The following is a 16,459-nucleotide window of genomic DNA, read 5'->3' on the forward strand; positions in this document are numbered from 1 at the left end:
GGGGTTGGGGGTGGCGTCGGGGGCTGGGTAGGGGTCGGCGTCGGGGTCGGCGGCGGGGTCTGGGTCGGGGTCTGCGTCGGGGTCTGGGTCTGGGTCGGGGTCTGCGTCGGGGTCTGCGGCGCGGTCGAGGTTCGGGTCGCGACCAGCGTGCACACCGAGCGCACGGAGGGCCGTGAGGGCACGGAGAACAGCACATGCGGTCCGTGTCCGATGCGCGCCAGCGCTCGGTGCCTTCGACCGCCTCAGTGTGCTCCGTGGGGGCGTGTTGCCGCCCCCCACACCGACGTTGACATCGACCCTGACCGCTTCAGTCCGCGGATGTGAGGCTGACGGACATCTCGAGTTGCGCCATGGGCCCGAGCAACGAGCGGAGTCCGTCACGATCGATGTGCACCACCGAGAGCGGCACGGTGGGCGCGGCGAGTTCGAGGGAGTGCCACCCTCCTGTGGATCCAGCGTGCACACGCAACTGCATGCCGGGGACGCTGAGCGTGACCAGCCGCAGGAGATGTTCACGCCACGCCGGCAGATCCGCCGTTGCCGGTAGCGTGAGTGCACCGCTCCGTGGGTCGCGGAGCGGCCTTGCCTCCTGCGGCAGTTCGAGATGCCAGACCCCGGGCACCGTGACCGTGCCGAGGTCGCCGGTAATGCGCACCTGCCCCGCCCAGGCGCGCGCGTGCGCCGTGGCCCGTTGCTGCTCGATATGGTGCGACTCGGGAGTGATGCGCGTGCGGGCGTTCTCGGCCATGCCGGGAAGATAGCCACGCCTTCGCGAAAGACTGGCCCGGTGACAGGCTCGTGGCGCATACTTGCGCCATGTCCATCCTCGACCGCGACTCGCTCAACGCCTTCTGTCGTCACACGCACGTCGAACTGCCACCCACGGCGTCGGGTCCACTGGACGGGCTCACCTTCGGCCTGAAGGACCTCTTCGACGTGGCCGGTCATCGCACCGGCTTCGGCAGCCCGGACTGGCTGCGCACCCACCCGGCGGCTGACGCACACGCGCCGGTGCTGTCGGCGCTGCTCGCCGCCGGCGCGCGCCTGGTGGGCAAGACGCACACCGAGGAGATGGCTTTCAGCCTCACGGGCGAGAATGCCCATTACGGCACGCCGGTCAATCCGGCGGCCCCCGATCGGGTGCCGGGGGGATCGTCGAGCGGCTCCGCGTCGGCGGTGGCAGGCGGCCTGGTGGACTTCGCCATTGGGAGCGATACCGGCGGGTCGGTGCGCGCGCCGGCGAGCTTCTGCGGTATTTATGGCATCCGGCCAACGCATGGCCGCATCACCCTGCAGGGGGCCTGTCCACTGGCGCCCATCTTCGACACGTGCGGCTGGTTCGCGCGCGATGCCGATGTACTGGCGCGCGTGGGGCACGTCCTGCTCGGCACCTCGGTGCCCGGGCCGTTGCCTGGTGTGCGCCTGCTCGTGGCCACTGATGCCTTTGCGCAGGCCACCCCCGCGGCGGCGGCGGCGCTGGCGCCGGCCGTGGCGCACGTGGAGGCGCTCTTTGGCACCGCCCAGCCGGTGGTCCTGGCACCGGAAGGGTTGGCGGCGTGGTTCGAGGTGTTTCGTGTGCTGCAGTACGCCGACATCTGGCAGACGCATGCCGCATGGGTGCAGGCGACGCGCCCGGCCTTCGGTCCGCAAGTCGCGTCGCGCTTCGAGGCGGTATCGCACGTCGACCGGCGCGAAGCGGCGGCGATGGCCGCGAAGCGCCTCGCCATTCGCGAGCATCTGGCGTCGCTGCTCACCGGCGACACCGTATTGCTCATGCCCACCGCCCCCGACGTGGCGCCCCAGCGTGGCCTGCCGCCCAAGGAAACGGTGGCGGTGCGCGAGCGCATGCTGGCCCTGCTCTGCCCGGCTGGACTCGGTGGACTGCCGCAGCTGTCGCTGCCGCTCGCGCAGGTGGACGGATTGCCGGTGGGGCTGTCGCTGTTGGCAGCGCCCGGGAAGGACGAGGCGTTACTCGCGTGTGCGCGCCTCATCCACGGCGCGCACCACACGCCGTAGCCTCTCGCTGCCACGCAATACGATCGCACACATTCAATCCCAACAATCGGACCGGTGACAGGCCCGGTTCGCGTCCGCCGGCAGGGGCTTCATCGCCGCACTGCCAGTGGCCGCCGATACGCACAGCAAGTCTAGGGGATGCCGCGCGTTTGCGCATGGCGCCCAGGTTGCAAACTCGTAACCGCCAAGTTGCCCCCATGACGCCGTATCCCCATGACGCCGTCCCCCATGACGCCGTCACCCATGACGCCGTCCCCATGACGCCGTCCCCATGACGCCGTCCCCCATAACGCCGTTACCCATGACGCCGTCCCCCATGACGCCGTCCCCCATGACGCCGTCCCCCATGACGCCGTCCCCCATGACGCTGTTACCCATGACGCCGTCCCTCATCCCGTCCGTCGGCTCCCCGCCATCCATATCCCCACCCCGACCACGACCGTCCCCAGCCCCGCCAGCGACGCCGCCGGTCGCTGCACGAGCAGCGTCCCCAGCGTCCACAGGCTCAGCGCCACGTACACCAGCGGCGTGATCGGGTACCCCCAGGCGTGGTAGGGGCGCGGCTGTCCCGCCGCCGTGCGCCGCAGGCGCATCATCCCCAGCACCGTGAGCAGCGACATGAGATTGAGGGTGAAGCCCGCGTACAGCATGACCGCCTCGAAGGAGTTGGTCAGCAGCAGCAGCAGAATGAGCCCTCCCTGCGCCAGAATGGCGTTGCGCGGCACGCCGTCGGCGCCGCGCGCGCCCAGCACCCGCCACTGTGGGAGCGATTCCGCCACCGCCTGCGTGACGCGCGAACTGCCAATGACCATTGAACTGATCGACGCCAGCAGCACCGCTGCAATGATCCCGCTCATCGCCTGACCGCCCCACGTGCCGAACATGGCCCGCGCCGACAGCGCCCCCACTTCCACCTTGCCCGCCACCTCCGCCAGCGGCACCGTGCGCAGAAAGGCGAAGTTGAGCAGCAGGTACAGCACCGTGACCAGCAGCGTGCTCGCCACCACCGCGCGCGGAATGGTACGCTCCGGGTCCACGATTTCGCCGGCAATGTACCCGGCCGCGTTCCAGCCGGTGAAGGCGAACGACACGTACACGAGGCTCACCGCATACGGGGCCGACAGCACCTCACGCACGGCGGCGCCGCCCGTCAGCCCCATGTCGAGCGGCACCGGACGGGCGAAGGTGAGCCCCGCCACCACGAACGCCGCCACCAGGCACAGCTGCGTGGCGGTAATGCCGATCTGGAAGCGCTTGGCCGTGTGCAGCCCCGCCAGGTGGACCGCCACCACGACCGCGAGCATGCCCAGCGACGCGAGGCGCGGGTCGACCGGCATGATCGCCGACAGGTAGCGGCCAAAGGCCAGGCTCGAGAGGGCAATGGGCGCCGCGAAACCCACCGTCATGCTGACCCACCCGCCCAGGAATCCCGCCAGCGGGTGCCACGCCTGACCGAGATACACGTACTCGCCACCCGAGCGGGGAAACAGCGCCCCCAGCTCCGCGTAGGCAATGGCGCCGCACAGCGCCACCACCCCGCCCACGATCCACAGGCTGAGCAGCGCGCCCCCGGTGTGCAGGTCGAGCGCCTGAAAACCGAGGGAGGTGAAGACGCCGGTCCCCACCATGTTGGCCACCAGCACCGAGGTGGCACCGGCGAACCCGAAATGACGAGGGTGTGAATCGCTCACGCCGCGCCGCTCAGGCCAACGTGGTCACGCGACGGCAATTACGCCGCGCCCTCGGGAGCCGCACGACGGCGCCCCATGGCCAGCGGCACCAGCGACAACGCCACCGCCAGCGCGAGCGACGCCAGACTCACGAGCTTGCCGGTGGCGTATTCCGGCGAGGCAAAGGTAAGGCGTACCGATTTTGCCCCAGGCGGCAGATCGACCGACAGCAGCGAGAGATCGGCCCGGCGCACCACACCCGGCTTGCCATCCACTTCGGCCGTCCAGTCCTTGTACCAGTTCTCGCTCACCACCAGGTGCGACGGTGCGCCTTCCGCTCCGGTCACCTGGATCTCCATGGCGCCGGGCTGCCAACTCGTCACCGTGGCTGTGGCCTTGGGTTCGGCAAATGGCTGCGCAGCGGCCGGTGACTGCACGGTGGCGCTGTCGTCGAAGATGGCCACGCGATTCACGGGGAAGCGCGCATCCACAATGGTGGCCGCCGCCTGTTCCTTGGCCAGCTTGGCCGACGCGGGGATGACCCGCGCGTACGCCGGCAGCGAATCACGCTCGTAGAGCACCGCCGGCGTGCCGAAGGTCGTGGTCATCTTCGGCACGACCTGCCGGAAGCCGGGCACGGGCTGGCTATCGGGCAGAATGAGATAGCGAATGGCCAGCAGGTCGAGCAGGTTGGGCGAGAAGAGATTCTGCCACCCGTTGTCCTTGCCACCGAGCTCCCGGTAGCGCTGGAGCTCGAAGCCGTGATAGCCAAGCGCCGTGGGTACCTTGTACGCCATGAGCAACGACCACCCGTACGCATTGGCCGCGTCGAGCACGCGATACGGCGGCTTGACCTCCTTCAACCGCGTCGTGATGGCGTCATCGGCAAACAGCGCCGTGGCACGCGGCGAGAAGGTGTAGAACTCGCGATTCACGCTCCACAGGTCGAAGGCCACCACGGCCGCCAGCAACCCGGTGGCCACAGGGCGCGCCAGCTTGCCACTCACCGTGAGCACCAGCACGGCGAGGCCGGCCGCAGCAAAGAGCAGCAGCCGTACGGCACCACTCTGCAGATACGGCGCATTGCCCACGACCGCCTCGTAGCGCTCGTTGATGGCCATGGACTCGGCGAGCCCCTGCAGCGCCCCCACCGCGCCCAGCAGCGCGAAGAGCACGACCGCGCCACCCACCCCGAGCACCGTCTTCATGGGCACCGTGCGCGCAAACACGCGCTCGGCGCCGATGCCCGCCAGCACACAGAGGAAGAACGCGGGCAGGTAGAACACCATGCCCATGGCGCGAATCTTCTTGAGCAGCGGCATGAACTCGTAGAACGGGCGATAGAACGGCGTGTGCCCGGCGAACGAGAGCAGCAGGAAGAAGAGCGCAAACCCGGCGAGCGTGAACGCCATGGTGCGGCGCGACTTGTCACCGAAGGCGAACGCCGCGAGCACCAGCGGCAACGCCCCCATGTACTCGGTGTGGAACTTGATCGGATTGGTGCCCCAGTAGTGGTCGAGCACGCCGTTGAACTGCGGCAGCAGCAGCGTAAACACCTCGCCGGGCGGGAGCGCGTAGCTGGTGGCAAACTCCCAGCCGAGATCGGTGGCGCCGTCGGCGCGCGGCGAGAACGGGATGTAGGCGAAGAAGGGCATGACCTGCAATGCCGTGATCCCCAATCCGAGGGCCACCGCGCCGGCGGCGAGCGCCAGCGTGGGGAGCGGCTTCACCTCCGCCGGGCGCTGCGGATCCCAGAACACGAGGTACAGGGCCCACAACCCGAGCGCCAGCAACAGGAAGTAGGCCATGTGATAATGGCCGAGAATGATGAGTGCCACGGTGATCGCGAAGACACCGAACGCCCATGGCTTCTGGTGGCGAATGGCCGCCAGCAGCACCCAGAAGCTGAGTGGCGTGAGCGCCGAGACGAACAGCTTGCCGTCGTGCCCGGGGCTCATCTGCGACGCCACGATTCCGGTAAGCTCGTAGGCCACGCCGGCCACGACCGCGGCGCCCCACCCGAGGCCGAGCGAGCGCCCCAGGCGATACATGAACCACCCCGCCAGCACGAAGTGCAGGGCCATGGCGTAGGTGATGGCCAGGTCCACCGGCATGATCCAGCGCAGCCACGCCGACGGGTAGAAGATGTCGCCGTGCATGGCACCGATGTACGGCAGGCCACCGAACAGATACGGGTTCCACTGGGGAATGCTGCCCGTCTCCTTGAACCACTCGGCGCCGAACAGCCGGAACGAGTAGCCGGCAATGAACATGTCGGAGCGGCCGCCGCCGAACATGATCTGGCCGGTCAGCAGGGGCCACAGCAGGAGCAGCGCGGCGGCAAGGCACACGGCCAGGGCGCCCAGATGCGCCGTGGTGGTGGCCGGGGCGCTGGTGGCGTGGCTCGCGGAGGAAGCGGACGTGGGAGGGACAGGCATGGGGGCAATCTACCGGGCTGGCGGGGAGGCGGGGATGGGGCACCGAGCCGCTTCCCCCCGGTTCCCCGCGGTTACTTGCCCGTACCGGCCCTGGTGCTCGGCGCGATCGGTCGGTTTGGCACCTCCGGCCCGTTGCGCTTGGTCGGATGCAGCTCGGACAGGGTGTTTCCGTCGTAGACCCGGCCGTTCTTTACCACGTAGCGAATGCTGTTGGTGTTGCGCAGGTCGGCGAGCGGATCGCGGTCGAGCACGATGAGGTCGGCGAGTTTGCCCGTCTCGATGGAGCCAAGGTCGGTCTGCAGCCCGAGTGCCGTGGCGCCCACGAGGGTGGCCACACGCAGCGCCTCGAGATTGGTCATGCCCCCGCTGGCCATGGCCCACAGCTCCCAATGGTAGCCAAGGCCCTGCAGCTGGCCGTGACTGCCAATGCCCACACGTCCACCGGCGCGCAGAATCTTCGTGGCGTCGGTGGCGAGTTCGGGGAAGATGTACTCCTCGTCGCGGAACCAGCCCCCTGCGGTGCCGCCGTTGGGCATGCTCGCCATGCGCCGCCGTGTTTTCAGCGCCAGCTCCTCATAGGCGGTGAATCGCTGCAGCTTGGGATCGGCCCACGGATTCTCCTTGGTGTAGAACCAGTTCTCTGCCCACGGCCCTCCGTAGTTCACCAGCAGCGTGGGGGTGTAGGCGCGCTTCGCCCAGGCCATGAAGCTGGTCACGTCACCGCCCAACGGCGTGATTCCCATGGAATGCTCGAGGCCGGGATACCCGTCGAGCGTTTCGCTGAGATTGAGCTTCACGTCGAGCGACCCTTCGGTCGTGGGCGTGAGCTGCTGCTCGCGCGCGGCGGTGATGATCCACTGCCGCACCTGCCGCACGCCCGCCACGTACATCTTGATGGTCTTCGTGTCGTAGTACTGGCTGTAGCGCTTCATCATGCTGCGCGCATGCTCCTGGTCACGGATGTTGTCCGTGCTGAAGACGCCGGGGCCCGTGCTGTAGATGCGCGGCCCGAGAATGCGGCCGGCGTCAACCATGTCCTGATAGGTGAGCACATCGGTGGTGGCCGTTTGCGGGTCGCGCGTGGTGGTCACCCCGTACGCGAGGTTGGCGAGATATGCCCACGGCTGCGTTTCGTGAATCGTGCCACGCTCGGCGCGCAGGTGCGCGTGCGTATCCACGAAGCCCGGGATGACCGTGGCGCCGCTCAGGTCCATTTCGGTCGCGCCGGCCGGCACCGTCACGGCGCCTGACGCGCCCACGGCGGCGATGCGGTTGTTGCGCACCACCAGATCGCCGCGCGCAATCACCTCGTCACCACGCATCGTGACGATCTTCGCGTTGCGCAGCACCACCGTGCCCGATGGCAGGTCGCGCGTGGCGGCCACACGCACCCGTGTTTCCGCGGGCGTGTACGCCGTCGGACGCGCGCTTTCGGCCATCGTGCTGTCGCGGCGGGCGGCGGCGATCGCGGCGTCGCGCGCCACGGCCGCGTCGAGATCGTACACCACGTGCGCATTGCCAATGGACCAGTGTACGCGCTTGCCGTCGGCCGACCAGGCGGGAAACTGGCCGCCGATATCGGTGAGCTTGCGCACCGGAAAGGTGGCGCTCGCCGGTTCCGCCACATTCACCGTGGCCTGGGTGCCGCGCGGCGGGACGACCACCGTGTAGAAGTCACCACCGATCTGCGCGAGCGCGAGATCTCCCGATGGCGCCGCGAGCACGAGCTGCGCCGGTGGCCCCTGCAGCCCCGGCTCCTCACCGCGCAGCAGTTCCAGTTCGGACAGGGTGAGCTCGGTGTGGCCGTGGTCATCGTCGGCCGCGCCGGTGCCGCCGGCTCCCACCACGCGCAGGTGGCGCTGCTCGTCGGTGCCATCCCAGCGCAGCGACACCAGGCCATTGCTCGAGGAGAGATAGATGCGCGTGCTGTCGGTGGTGAAGTGCGGCTTGCTGCGGCCGGCGGCGCGGGCAATGACCGTGGGCGCTGCGCCGTCGGTCGCGGCCGGCGAGGCGGCATACCAGACGAGTTCCGAAGTACCGGTCACACCCGTCTGGTCGCGGCGCCCCTGCGCCGGGGTGCGCAGCGCCACGACACGTGATCCGCCCGGAGCAAACACCGGCTGGCGCAGCGTGGCCAGGCCGGCGCTCAAGGGTACGAGCCGCGTGGTGCGGCCGGGCGCGAGCGTCGCCTTGTAGAGGCGTCCCCCCTGCTCCGTCCAGGTCACGAAGGCGAGCGACTTGCCGTCGGGAGACCAGGCCGGTTCGGCCTCGATCACCTCGAGCGTGCTCACGCGGCGCGGTGTGCCTCCCGGCCAGTCCATGACGTACAGGCGATCCATGGCCACGAAGGCGAACTGCGTCCCATCGGGGCTGGGCACCCCGTCGCGAATCTGCCGCGCCGTGAACGTGGCGCTGTCGGCGATGGGATACGTGAACGCCAGTTCAGGACCCACTTCCACCTGCGCCTGCGCGCGGAACGGAATCTCGCGCTGCCCACTGCCGTCCACCGCCACCCGCCAGAGGCGATTGCCGTAGCTGGCCACCAGTTCCTTCGAGTCCGGCGTGAAGCTCATGCCGGGGAGCGCGTCCATGGGCGCCCGCGATTCCATCTCGTCGCGCTGCGTGGGGTACGCCAGCCACCGTTCGTCGCCAGTGGCCAGGTCGCGGAGGCGCAGCCCGGTCTTGTTCTCGTAGCGCGAGCCGTACACGAGCCACTTGCCATCGGGGCTCAGCGTGGGGCGTACCGCCGACCCGTAGCGCGATGACAGCGGCTCGCGCTCGCCGCTCTCGCGGTCGTACGACCAGATCTGGTACTGCGGGAACTGCGCGTTGTAGTTCCAGGCACCGGTGCGCTGCGTGTAGTACACGAAGCGCCCGTCGGCGGTGAAGGCCGCCCCTGCCTGCTGGACTGCGGCGCCGGGCGCCGCGTTCGCCGGCGGGGTGTAAAGCGCCACACCGTTCCCGCCTTGTACGTGATACATCCACAGGGTGGGGAGGCCGCCACGGAATCCGCCCTTGCTCGCCACGATGTACTTGCCGTCGGGGGAGTACTCGGGTGAGAGGTACACATTGCTCCGCCCGCGCGTGACCTCCTTCACCTCGCGCGTGGCCAGGTCGAGCGTGTGCACGTTGTCCGCGCCCTGCCGGTCGGAGATGAACACGACCGTCTTGCCATCGGGACTGAACCGCGGCTGCGCGTCGAAGGCGAGCCCGCTGGTGAGGCGCACGGCATCGCCGCCGGCCATGGGCAGCAGGTACAGGTCGCCCAGCATGTCGAAGACGAGCGATTGCCCGTCGGGACTCACGTCGATCGACAGCCAGGTGCCGTCGCGCGTGTCCAGCGGGAAGCGTCGCGTGGCCTCCAGCGGCAGGGGACGCGCCGCGGCGCCGCGAGGGGAGTCAGCGGGCGCCTGGGCGCCAAGGGGCAGCGCGGCCAGCAGGGCGACGCACAGCGGAAGGGGGCGCAGGCGCACGAAGACTCCGGGATCGAGTGAGGGCCGGTCGGTCGCGAACCGACTGCCGCAGATTCTGCCCCCCGGTGCCGGGGGCGGCAAGGCACGGTCCGGCATTTGGTACGAACGCTTGCCCATGTGCGCCACTTGGGTGCACTATCGGGACTATCGTCCCTCATGTATTCGTCCTGTCCCTCGCAAGGGATGAAGGCGCCTTCTTGGAACGGACGAACCGTTCGGCCCGATCGACCACGGCGACGTTGCCGCGACCCGGTCACCCCCGAGTTCCCCCCCGCCCGGTTCGGGCGGGTTCGTGCAGCAGTACGAAGACTTCAGGAGAGGTGCGGATGCTCTGTTCACGTGTGTGGAGTCGGGCCCTGACGACGTGCGCCGTCGTTGCCGGCCTGCTCGGTACCCCCTGGGGTACCGGGGCGGTGGTAGAGGCCCAGGGGGCCACCGGGACCGTTCGCGGCCGGGTCACCAATGCTGCCGGCAGCGCGGTCCCGAACGCGCAGGTGTTCATCGCCGGCACGCAGAACGGCGGACAGACCGGCGCCGACGGCAGCTACACCATTACGCGCGTCACCACCGGCACGGTGACGGTGCGCGTCCGCATGATCGGCTACGAGCCGACGGAGAAGGCCGTCGCGGTGGCGGCGGGGCAGACGGCCACCGCCGACTTCGTCCTCAAGACCTCGCCGGTCTCGCTCGACCAGGTCGTCGTGACCGGCACCGCCGGCTCGGCGCGCAAGCGTGAAGTGGGCAACTCCATTGGTCAGGTGTCCACCAAGGATCTCCCCGAAGTCCCCACCAACGTGTCCAACCTGCTCGCCGGGCGCGTGGCCGGCGTGCAGATCTCCGGTGGCACGGGCAACGCGGGCAGTGGCAGCGCCATCCGCCTGCGTGGCGCCACGTCGCTGGCGCTCAGCAACCAGCCGCTCATCTACGTGGACGGCGTGCGTACCCGCTCCGACGAGTACCCGCGCAACGGCATCTTCCAGGGCGCCACGCAGCGCGGCGCGAACGCCTACGGCAGCCCGCTCAACGACATCAATCCCGACGACATCGAGCGCATCGAAGTCGTGAAGGGGGCGGCAGCCACGACGCTCTTCGGCACCGACGCCGCGGCCGGCGTGATCCAGATCTTCACCAAGCGCGGGTCGCAGGGCGCGCCCAAGTGGAACGCCCAGATCAACTCGGGTTTCCAGCGGCTGCAGCAGTTCGGTACCGACTCGGTGCCGCTGCTCAACATGGACGCCTTCGTGCGCGACGGCGGCCGGTTGGGGATGCAGGCCCAGGTGGCCGGCGGCACCCAGAACAACGTGAAGTACCTGTTCTCCTTCGGCGCCGACAACAGCGACGGCGTGCTGCAGCTCGACAACGAGCGCAAGTATCAGGTGCGCGCCAACGTCGACTTCAGCCCGTTCAAGAACATGCAGTTCAGCTGGAACACGGCGTACAACAACTCGCTCATCACGCAGACGCCGGCCGGCAACAACGCGCAGGGCATCACGCTCAACGCCTTCCGGCAGGAGCGCAACTACTTCGGCAACGCCAATCCCGACACGATCAAGCTCGTGTACGGGCAGCAGCTGAACAGCAACATCGATCGCCTGCTGTTGGGCACCACGGCCACCTGGACGCCCATCGAGCGCTTCTCCAGCCGCCTCGTGGTGGGCTTCGACCGCTCCGCACTCGAAAATCGCAACGTGCGCCCCTACGGCTTTCCCGGCGCGGCGCTCGGCATCATCCAGAACCAGGTGTGGCAGAACAAGATCATCAGCCTCGACTGGGCCAACAACTACGAGATGCAGTTCGGCGACGGCATGAAGGCCACCTTCTCCGCCGGGACCCAGTACATCAACTCGCTCGTGAGCGACGTGGTGGCGTATTCGGAAAACTACCCGGCACCCACCAACCCCACGGTGGCCTCGGGGTCGCTGCGCAACGCCGATGAAAACCGCCTCAAGAACATCACCGGCGGCGCGTTCACCCAGGCGCTCTTCGGCATCAAGGACAAGTACTTCGTCACGGTGGGCGCGCGCGTGGACGGCAACAGCGCCTTCGGTGAAGACTTCGGCTTCCAGACGTACCCCAAGGCCAGCGCCTCGTGGGTCGTTTCCGACGAAGGGTTCTGGTCGGACAAGTTCGGCACGCTCAAGTTGCGCGCGGCGTATGGCCAGGCGGGCCGCGCCCCCACCGCCTTCGCGGCCGTGCAGACCTGGAACCCCGTGGGCTGGGGCACCGCTCCTGCCGTGCGGCCGCTCAACCTCGGTGACCCCAACCTCGGCCCCGAGCGCACCACCGAAACCGAAATCGGGTTCGACAACCAGATCTTCGGCGGCCGCCTGAGTGTGGACTTCACCTGGTTCCGCGCCGTGACCGACGACGCGCTCTTCTTCGTGCGCAACGTGCCCTCGAACGGCTTCCTGGCCAGTTCGCTCGGCAACGCCGGCAAGATCGAGAAGAGCGGCATCGAAGCGGCCATCAACGCCACGCTCCTCGAGAAGACCAACCTGGACATCAAGGCCGGCCTCAACGTCAGCACCAACCAGAGCAAGGTGCTGAGCCTCGGGGGCGCACCGTCGTTCAGCGTGGGCAACTTCGGCTGGGTCATTGAAGGACAGCCGGCGCCGGTGCTGCGCGGCCGGCTCATCAAGAATGAGGACGTGATCGGCGCCCCCATCGACACGGTGTTCAACCACACCTTCGGCCCGGCGCAGCCGACGCTCATTCTTTCGCCATCGCTCAACATCACCACCTGGAAGGGCATCAACATCTCGACCCGCGGCGAGTATCAGGGCGGCGCGTTCATCAACGAAGACGCCTCGTTCCAGGCGCTGTCGCGGTCGGTGCTGTGGCCGACGTGCACGCGGGCCTACGCGGCCATCGCGGCAAGTCAGCCGCTCACGCCGCGTGAGACGCTCACCTGCATTCCGCGCAATGCGCGCCAGGACATGTTCATCTTCCCGGCGGACTTCTTCAAGATTCGCGACATCACCGTCACGGTGCCCCTGGGCAAGCTGATTCCGCACACGGCCAGCAGCTCGCTCGTCTTCTCCGCGCAGAACGTGTTCCGCACCAATTTCGGCATGCCGCTGTTCGACCCCGAAATGTCGGGCAACGACGGATTCAACGTGGGCGTGCGCTACATCTCCGAGCACATTCCGGCGCCCGCGCTGTTCCTGACCTCCCTGCGCATCTCGTTCTGAGGCCCCTGACCATGACGATGACACTTCGCGCCTTCGTGCGCATGGCTCCCGTCGCGGCGCTGGCGCTTGCGGCCGGATGCGACTTGCAGGTCACCAATCCCGGGCCCGTGCAGGCCGCCTTCCTCAACGATCCGGCCGCCCTCACGGCCATCGTGAACGGCGCCGGACGCGACCTGGGCGAAGGACTCAATTGGACGGCGTACACGGGGGCCGCCGTGACGCGGGAAGTCCTCCCCGCCGGATCCACCGGCGCCTTCGGCATCACCGTGCGCCAGCAGCTCGGCGTGCTGTCGCCGGATGACGGCGGCGACTGGTGGAATCAGGCGCAGCGCGCCCGCTGGACGGCGGAGTCGGGAGTGCGGCGCATCAAGGAGGTGCTCGGTGCCGCAGCGAACAACAACGCCACGTTGGCCCAGGCCCTGATCTGGGCTGGCTATTCCAACCGCCACCTCGGCGAGAACTTCTGCGACTGCGTCATCGACGGCGGACCGCGCCAGAGCTACACGGTATACCTCGAGCGGGCCGAAGCCGCCTTCACCGAGGCCATCGCCGTGGCAACGGCGGCCAACAATGCCACACTGCGCGACGTGGCCACGGCCGGTCGGGCATCAGTGCGACTGCTGCGTGGCAACCTCAGCGGTGCCTCGGCCGATGCGGGCCTCATCACGAACAACGCGTTCGTGTACCGCATGCCGTACTTCGTGAATACTGTGGACCAGTACAATCGCATCAACTGGGCATCGGCCAACCAGCCGTACCGCGCCCACACGGTCTGGGGCACGTTCTACGACAACTACCGCCGCACCACGCGTGACCCGCGCGTTCCGTTCGACTCGAGCCTCACCATCCGCTTCGGCGACGCGGCCGTGACCAGTCTTGGCGGACAGGTGCGCTGGTTCTTCCAGACCAAGTACCCGGTGCGCGAATCGCCCATGAACCTGTCGAGCGGCTGGGAAATGCGCCTCATTGAGGCCGAGGCGCTGCTCGTGGCGAACGACATCCCGGGCGCCATGGCCCGGCTCAACCTGCGTCGTACGGCACTCAACCTCGCCCCGTGGACGGCGGCCAACGCGACCGAAGCGTGGACGGCGCTCAAGCGCGAGCGCGGTATCGAACTGTGGCTCGAAGGGCGTCGCCTTGGCGATTTCCGCCGCTGGGCAGCGCTCAACCGGCCGGGCGACCAGGAGAACATGACGGGACGCAACCTCTGCTTCCCCATTCCGCTCTCCGAACTCGAGACCAATCCCAACCTGCGGTAACCTACCGCTTCAGGAAACGAGACGGCCGCCGGCAGCTACCTGCCGGCGGCCGTTCTTGCATCCCGGCACCCTCAGAATTCGAAGTTCAGGCCAATGGATGGCAGCAACCCGATGCTTTCGTTGGGCTCGGCGCGACGCAGACGGGGGTTCCACTGCGGCGCCGTGGTGTTGACCCGGTTGGTCACGTTCTGCAGGTCGAGGAAGGCAATGAACTGACGGTTGCCCACGAGGAAGCGCCGATCGACGCGCACGTCGGCCGCAAAGAAGAAGGGGACGCGCAACGCGTTGTACTGCGCGAAGTCGAGCGTGCCGGCCAGGCTGCCCTGCGCCACGAAGGGCGTGAAGGGCAAGCCACTCGATCCACGCAGACGCGTGGCCACTTCCCATTTGGCGTTGGGGCGCCAGCCCAGCACGCCGTTGGCCAGCACCGGCGTATCGAAGGCGCCACGCGTGGCCGTGCCATCGAGGCCGGTGAAGCGTGTGCGGTTGAGGCTCGCGCTCAGCTGCCCGTAGAACGGCGACGCCCCCAGCTTCTTCTGCAGGAACAGCTCCGCGCCGTACGCCGTACCGGTACCGCTGCTGGCCAGCGGTTCGAGTCCGAAGGGGATATCCGTGGTGGCATCGTCGAAGCCACTGGGACTCAGCACCGCCTGCGGACGGAATCGACGCACCGGGTAGTCGCCGTACCGCTTGCCGTACACCTCGAACTGCACCTTGAGGTCACGGCCTACCAGTCGGGAAATGCCTGCAATGAGCTGGTCGGCGCGAAACGGGCGCAGGCGCGTGGCGTTTCCGGGATCCCCCACGAGCCAGATGTAGCTGGGCGCCTGCCAGTAACGCCCGCCGGAAAGCGACAGCGTGGTCACCGCATTGGCCTGGTAGCTGAGGCTCAGTCTCGGCGCGAGGCGCACCGCGTTGTCGAGGAAGCCATACCAGTCGCCTCGCACGCCGGCCGACAGGCGCACCGTGGGCGTGCTCTGCCACGTGGCCTGCAGGTAGCTCCCGTTGCGCCACGCGGTGAACGACGTATCGACCGACAGTGGCTGCGGTGCACCGGCCTGATCGCGACGCGTGAACCCGGCGAGCGTGGCGTCGTAGCGCAGCGTGCTGGCGTACTTGAAGATCGTGCCCGTTTCTATCTCCACGCCGCGCCCGGCCACCAGCGTCACGTCGGTACGCAGCGAGTTCTCCCCTTCGGTGGAGCGACTCTCGAAAATGGGCGCCAGCAGACTGTCGCGCTGGGCCGTGACGTAGCGCGTATACGTGCGCCCCAGTGTGGTGGTGGCCACCCCGCGACCCAGCAACCGTTTCCAGGTGAGGCCGCTGAAGTACTGATCCTGCGTTGGCGCGAGCACCTGCGCGTTGTTCACCCGCGCCGAGTCCGTGCTGTTGTCGAAGGAAATCGTTCCGCGCGCCCCGATGGCCAGGACGCTGAAGGCATCGCGCCGATTGGGGCGCCACGTGGCCTTCATGGTGGCGTCGGTGTAGCTGGGAATGAAGCTGAGGCCGATCGCCTTGAAGAGCAGGTCGAGATAGCTCTGGCGGACGTTGGCCAGAAACGACCCATTGCGACCGAGTGGCCCCTCGAGCACGGCGCCCACCTGCGTTGCCGCCACGTTCACTTCGCCGGCCACGCGCTCGCGATTGCCTTCACGCAATGTCAGCGTGGTGGCCGACGAGGTGCGATCGCCCAGGCGGGCCCCAAAGCCGCCGGCCGAGAGCGATGCGCTCTCCACGAACCGGATGTTGATGAGCGAAATGGGACCGCCTGTGGAGCCCTGCGAACCGAAGTGATTGATGTTGGGCACTTCGATGTTGTCCACCACGAACAGGTTCTCGAACGGCGCACCACCTCGCACCACGATGTCGTTGCGGGCGGCGCTGGTGACCCCCACACCGGGCGCGATGGATATGGCGCGCAGCACATCTTCCTGTGCGCCGGGCTGACGCCGGACCTCCTCCGCATCATAGCGCTGCGTGGAGACCGGCGTGCTTGCGGGCATGCGCGCCGGAAAGGCCTCCGGACGCACGGTGACGACATCGAGCTGGACGTCCACCGGCTGCAGGACAATGGTCACCTCGGCCGGCTTGGCGGGAGAGACCGCAATGTCGCCGCGCCGTACCGGCGCGAAGCCAAGGCGCCGCACCTCGAGCGTAACGATTCCCACGCGCACGCCGCGCACGGTGAACCGTCCATCGGCCTCACTTTGCGCGCCTGCCTCCTGCCCCACCACACGGATGGTGGCCCCGGCGATGGGTGCCTCCGTCGTGGCGGTCACGATGCGCCCGGTGACGACGCCGGTTGACCCGGCGGTAGCCGGGGCGACCTGCGCCGAAAGCAGGGCCGGACGCAGGAGCAAACACAGCAGCAGTGCACGCTTCATTGGAGCGGGATGGAATCGAAGACAGGAC

Annotated in this window: 8 protein-coding genes; 3 read left to right on the top strand and 5 right to left on the bottom strand. The window is 68.3% G+C overall.

What is annotated here, in order from left to right; all coding sequences use genetic code 11:
• Window positions 1–307: 307 nt before the first annotated feature.
• Complete coding sequence (locus LW840_RS09645; protein WP_291276892.1) at window positions 308–748, bottom strand: hypothetical protein; 441 nt, start codon at window positions 746–748, stop codon at window positions 308–310.
• 68 nt (window positions 749–816) lie between these two features.
• On the opposite strand from LW840_RS09645, the gene LW840_RS09650 reads away from it, so the two are divergent.
• The gene (locus LW840_RS09650) at window positions 817–2,016 is read left to right on the top strand and encodes an amidase (RefSeq protein WP_291266802.1); all 1,200 of its coding nucleotides are present in this window, start codon (window positions 817–819) and stop codon (window positions 2,014–2,016) included.
• A gap of 389 nt (window positions 2,017–2,405) precedes the next feature.
• Here LW840_RS09650 and LW840_RS09655 read toward each other — a convergent pair whose 3' ends face one another.
• The 3 genes from LW840_RS09655 to LW840_RS09665 form a co-directional block, all read right to left on the bottom strand.
• Window positions 2,406–3,707, bottom strand: a complete 1,302-nt coding sequence (locus LW840_RS09655) for an amino acid permease (RefSeq protein WP_291276893.1) — start codon at window positions 3,705–3,707, stop codon at window positions 2,406–2,408.
• Between the two features lie 38 nt (window positions 3,708–3,745).
• Complete coding sequence (locus LW840_RS09660) at window positions 3,746–6,124, bottom strand: YfhO family protein (protein ID WP_291267201.1); 2,379 nt, start codon at window positions 6,122–6,124, stop codon at window positions 3,746–3,748.
• 71 nt (window positions 6,125–6,195) lie between these two features.
• Window positions 6,196–9,597, bottom strand: coding sequence for an amidohydrolase family protein (locus LW840_RS09665; protein ID WP_291276894.1), 3,402 nt, complete (start codon window positions 9,595–9,597; stop codon window positions 6,196–6,198).
• 326 nt (window positions 9,598–9,923) lie between these two features.
• Here LW840_RS09665 and LW840_RS09670 point away from each other — a divergent pair, with 326 nt between their 5' ends.
• Window positions 9,924–12,788, top strand: coding sequence for a TonB-dependent receptor (locus tag LW840_RS09670; RefSeq protein ID WP_291261512.1), 2,865 nt, complete (start codon window positions 9,924–9,926; stop codon window positions 12,786–12,788).
• Between the two features lie 17 nt (window positions 12,789–12,805).
• Window positions 12,806–14,047 (top strand): RagB/SusD family nutrient uptake outer membrane protein, encoded by a 1,242-nt coding sequence (locus LW840_RS09675; protein WP_291276895.1) that lies wholly within the window; start codon window positions 12,806–12,808, stop codon window positions 14,045–14,047.
• 71 nt (window positions 14,048–14,118) lie between these two features.
• Here LW840_RS09675 and LW840_RS09680 read toward each other — a convergent pair whose 3' ends face one another.
• Window positions 14,119–16,431, bottom strand: coding sequence for a TonB-dependent receptor (locus LW840_RS09680; RefSeq protein ID WP_291268819.1), 2,313 nt, complete (start codon window positions 16,429–16,431; stop codon window positions 14,119–14,121).
• Window positions 16,432–16,459 lie beyond the last annotated feature (28 nt).

The organism is Gemmatimonas sp. (genome assembly GCF_021298855.1).
GTDB lineage: Bacteria > Gemmatimonadota > Gemmatimonadetes > Gemmatimonadales > Gemmatimonadaceae > Gemmatimonas.

What these genes read in the sequence shown, in the direction of transcription:
- LW840_RS09645 (WP_291276892.1), bottom strand. Translation starts at nt 748, where the DNA reads ATGGCCGAGAACGCCCGCACGCGCATCACTCCCGAGTCGCACCATATC.
- LW840_RS09650 (WP_291266802.1), top strand. Translation starts at nt 817, where the DNA reads ATGTCCATCCTCGACCGCGACTCGCTCAACGCCTTCTGTCGTCACACG.
- LW840_RS09660 (WP_291267201.1), bottom strand. Translation starts at nt 6,124, where the DNA reads ATGCCTGTCCCTCCCACGTCCGCTTCCTCCGCGAGCCACGCCACCAGC.
- LW840_RS09670 (WP_291261512.1), top strand. Translation starts at nt 9,924, where the DNA reads ATGCTCTGTTCACGTGTGTGGAGTCGGGCCCTGACGACGTGCGCCGTC.
- LW840_RS09675 (WP_291276895.1), top strand. Translation starts at nt 12,806, where the DNA reads ATGACACTTCGCGCCTTCGTGCGCATGGCTCCCGTCGCGGCGCTGGCG.
- LW840_RS09680 (WP_291268819.1), bottom strand. Translation starts at nt 16,431, where the DNA reads ATGAAGCGTGCACTGCTGCTGTGTTTGCTCCTGCGTCCGGCCCTGCTT.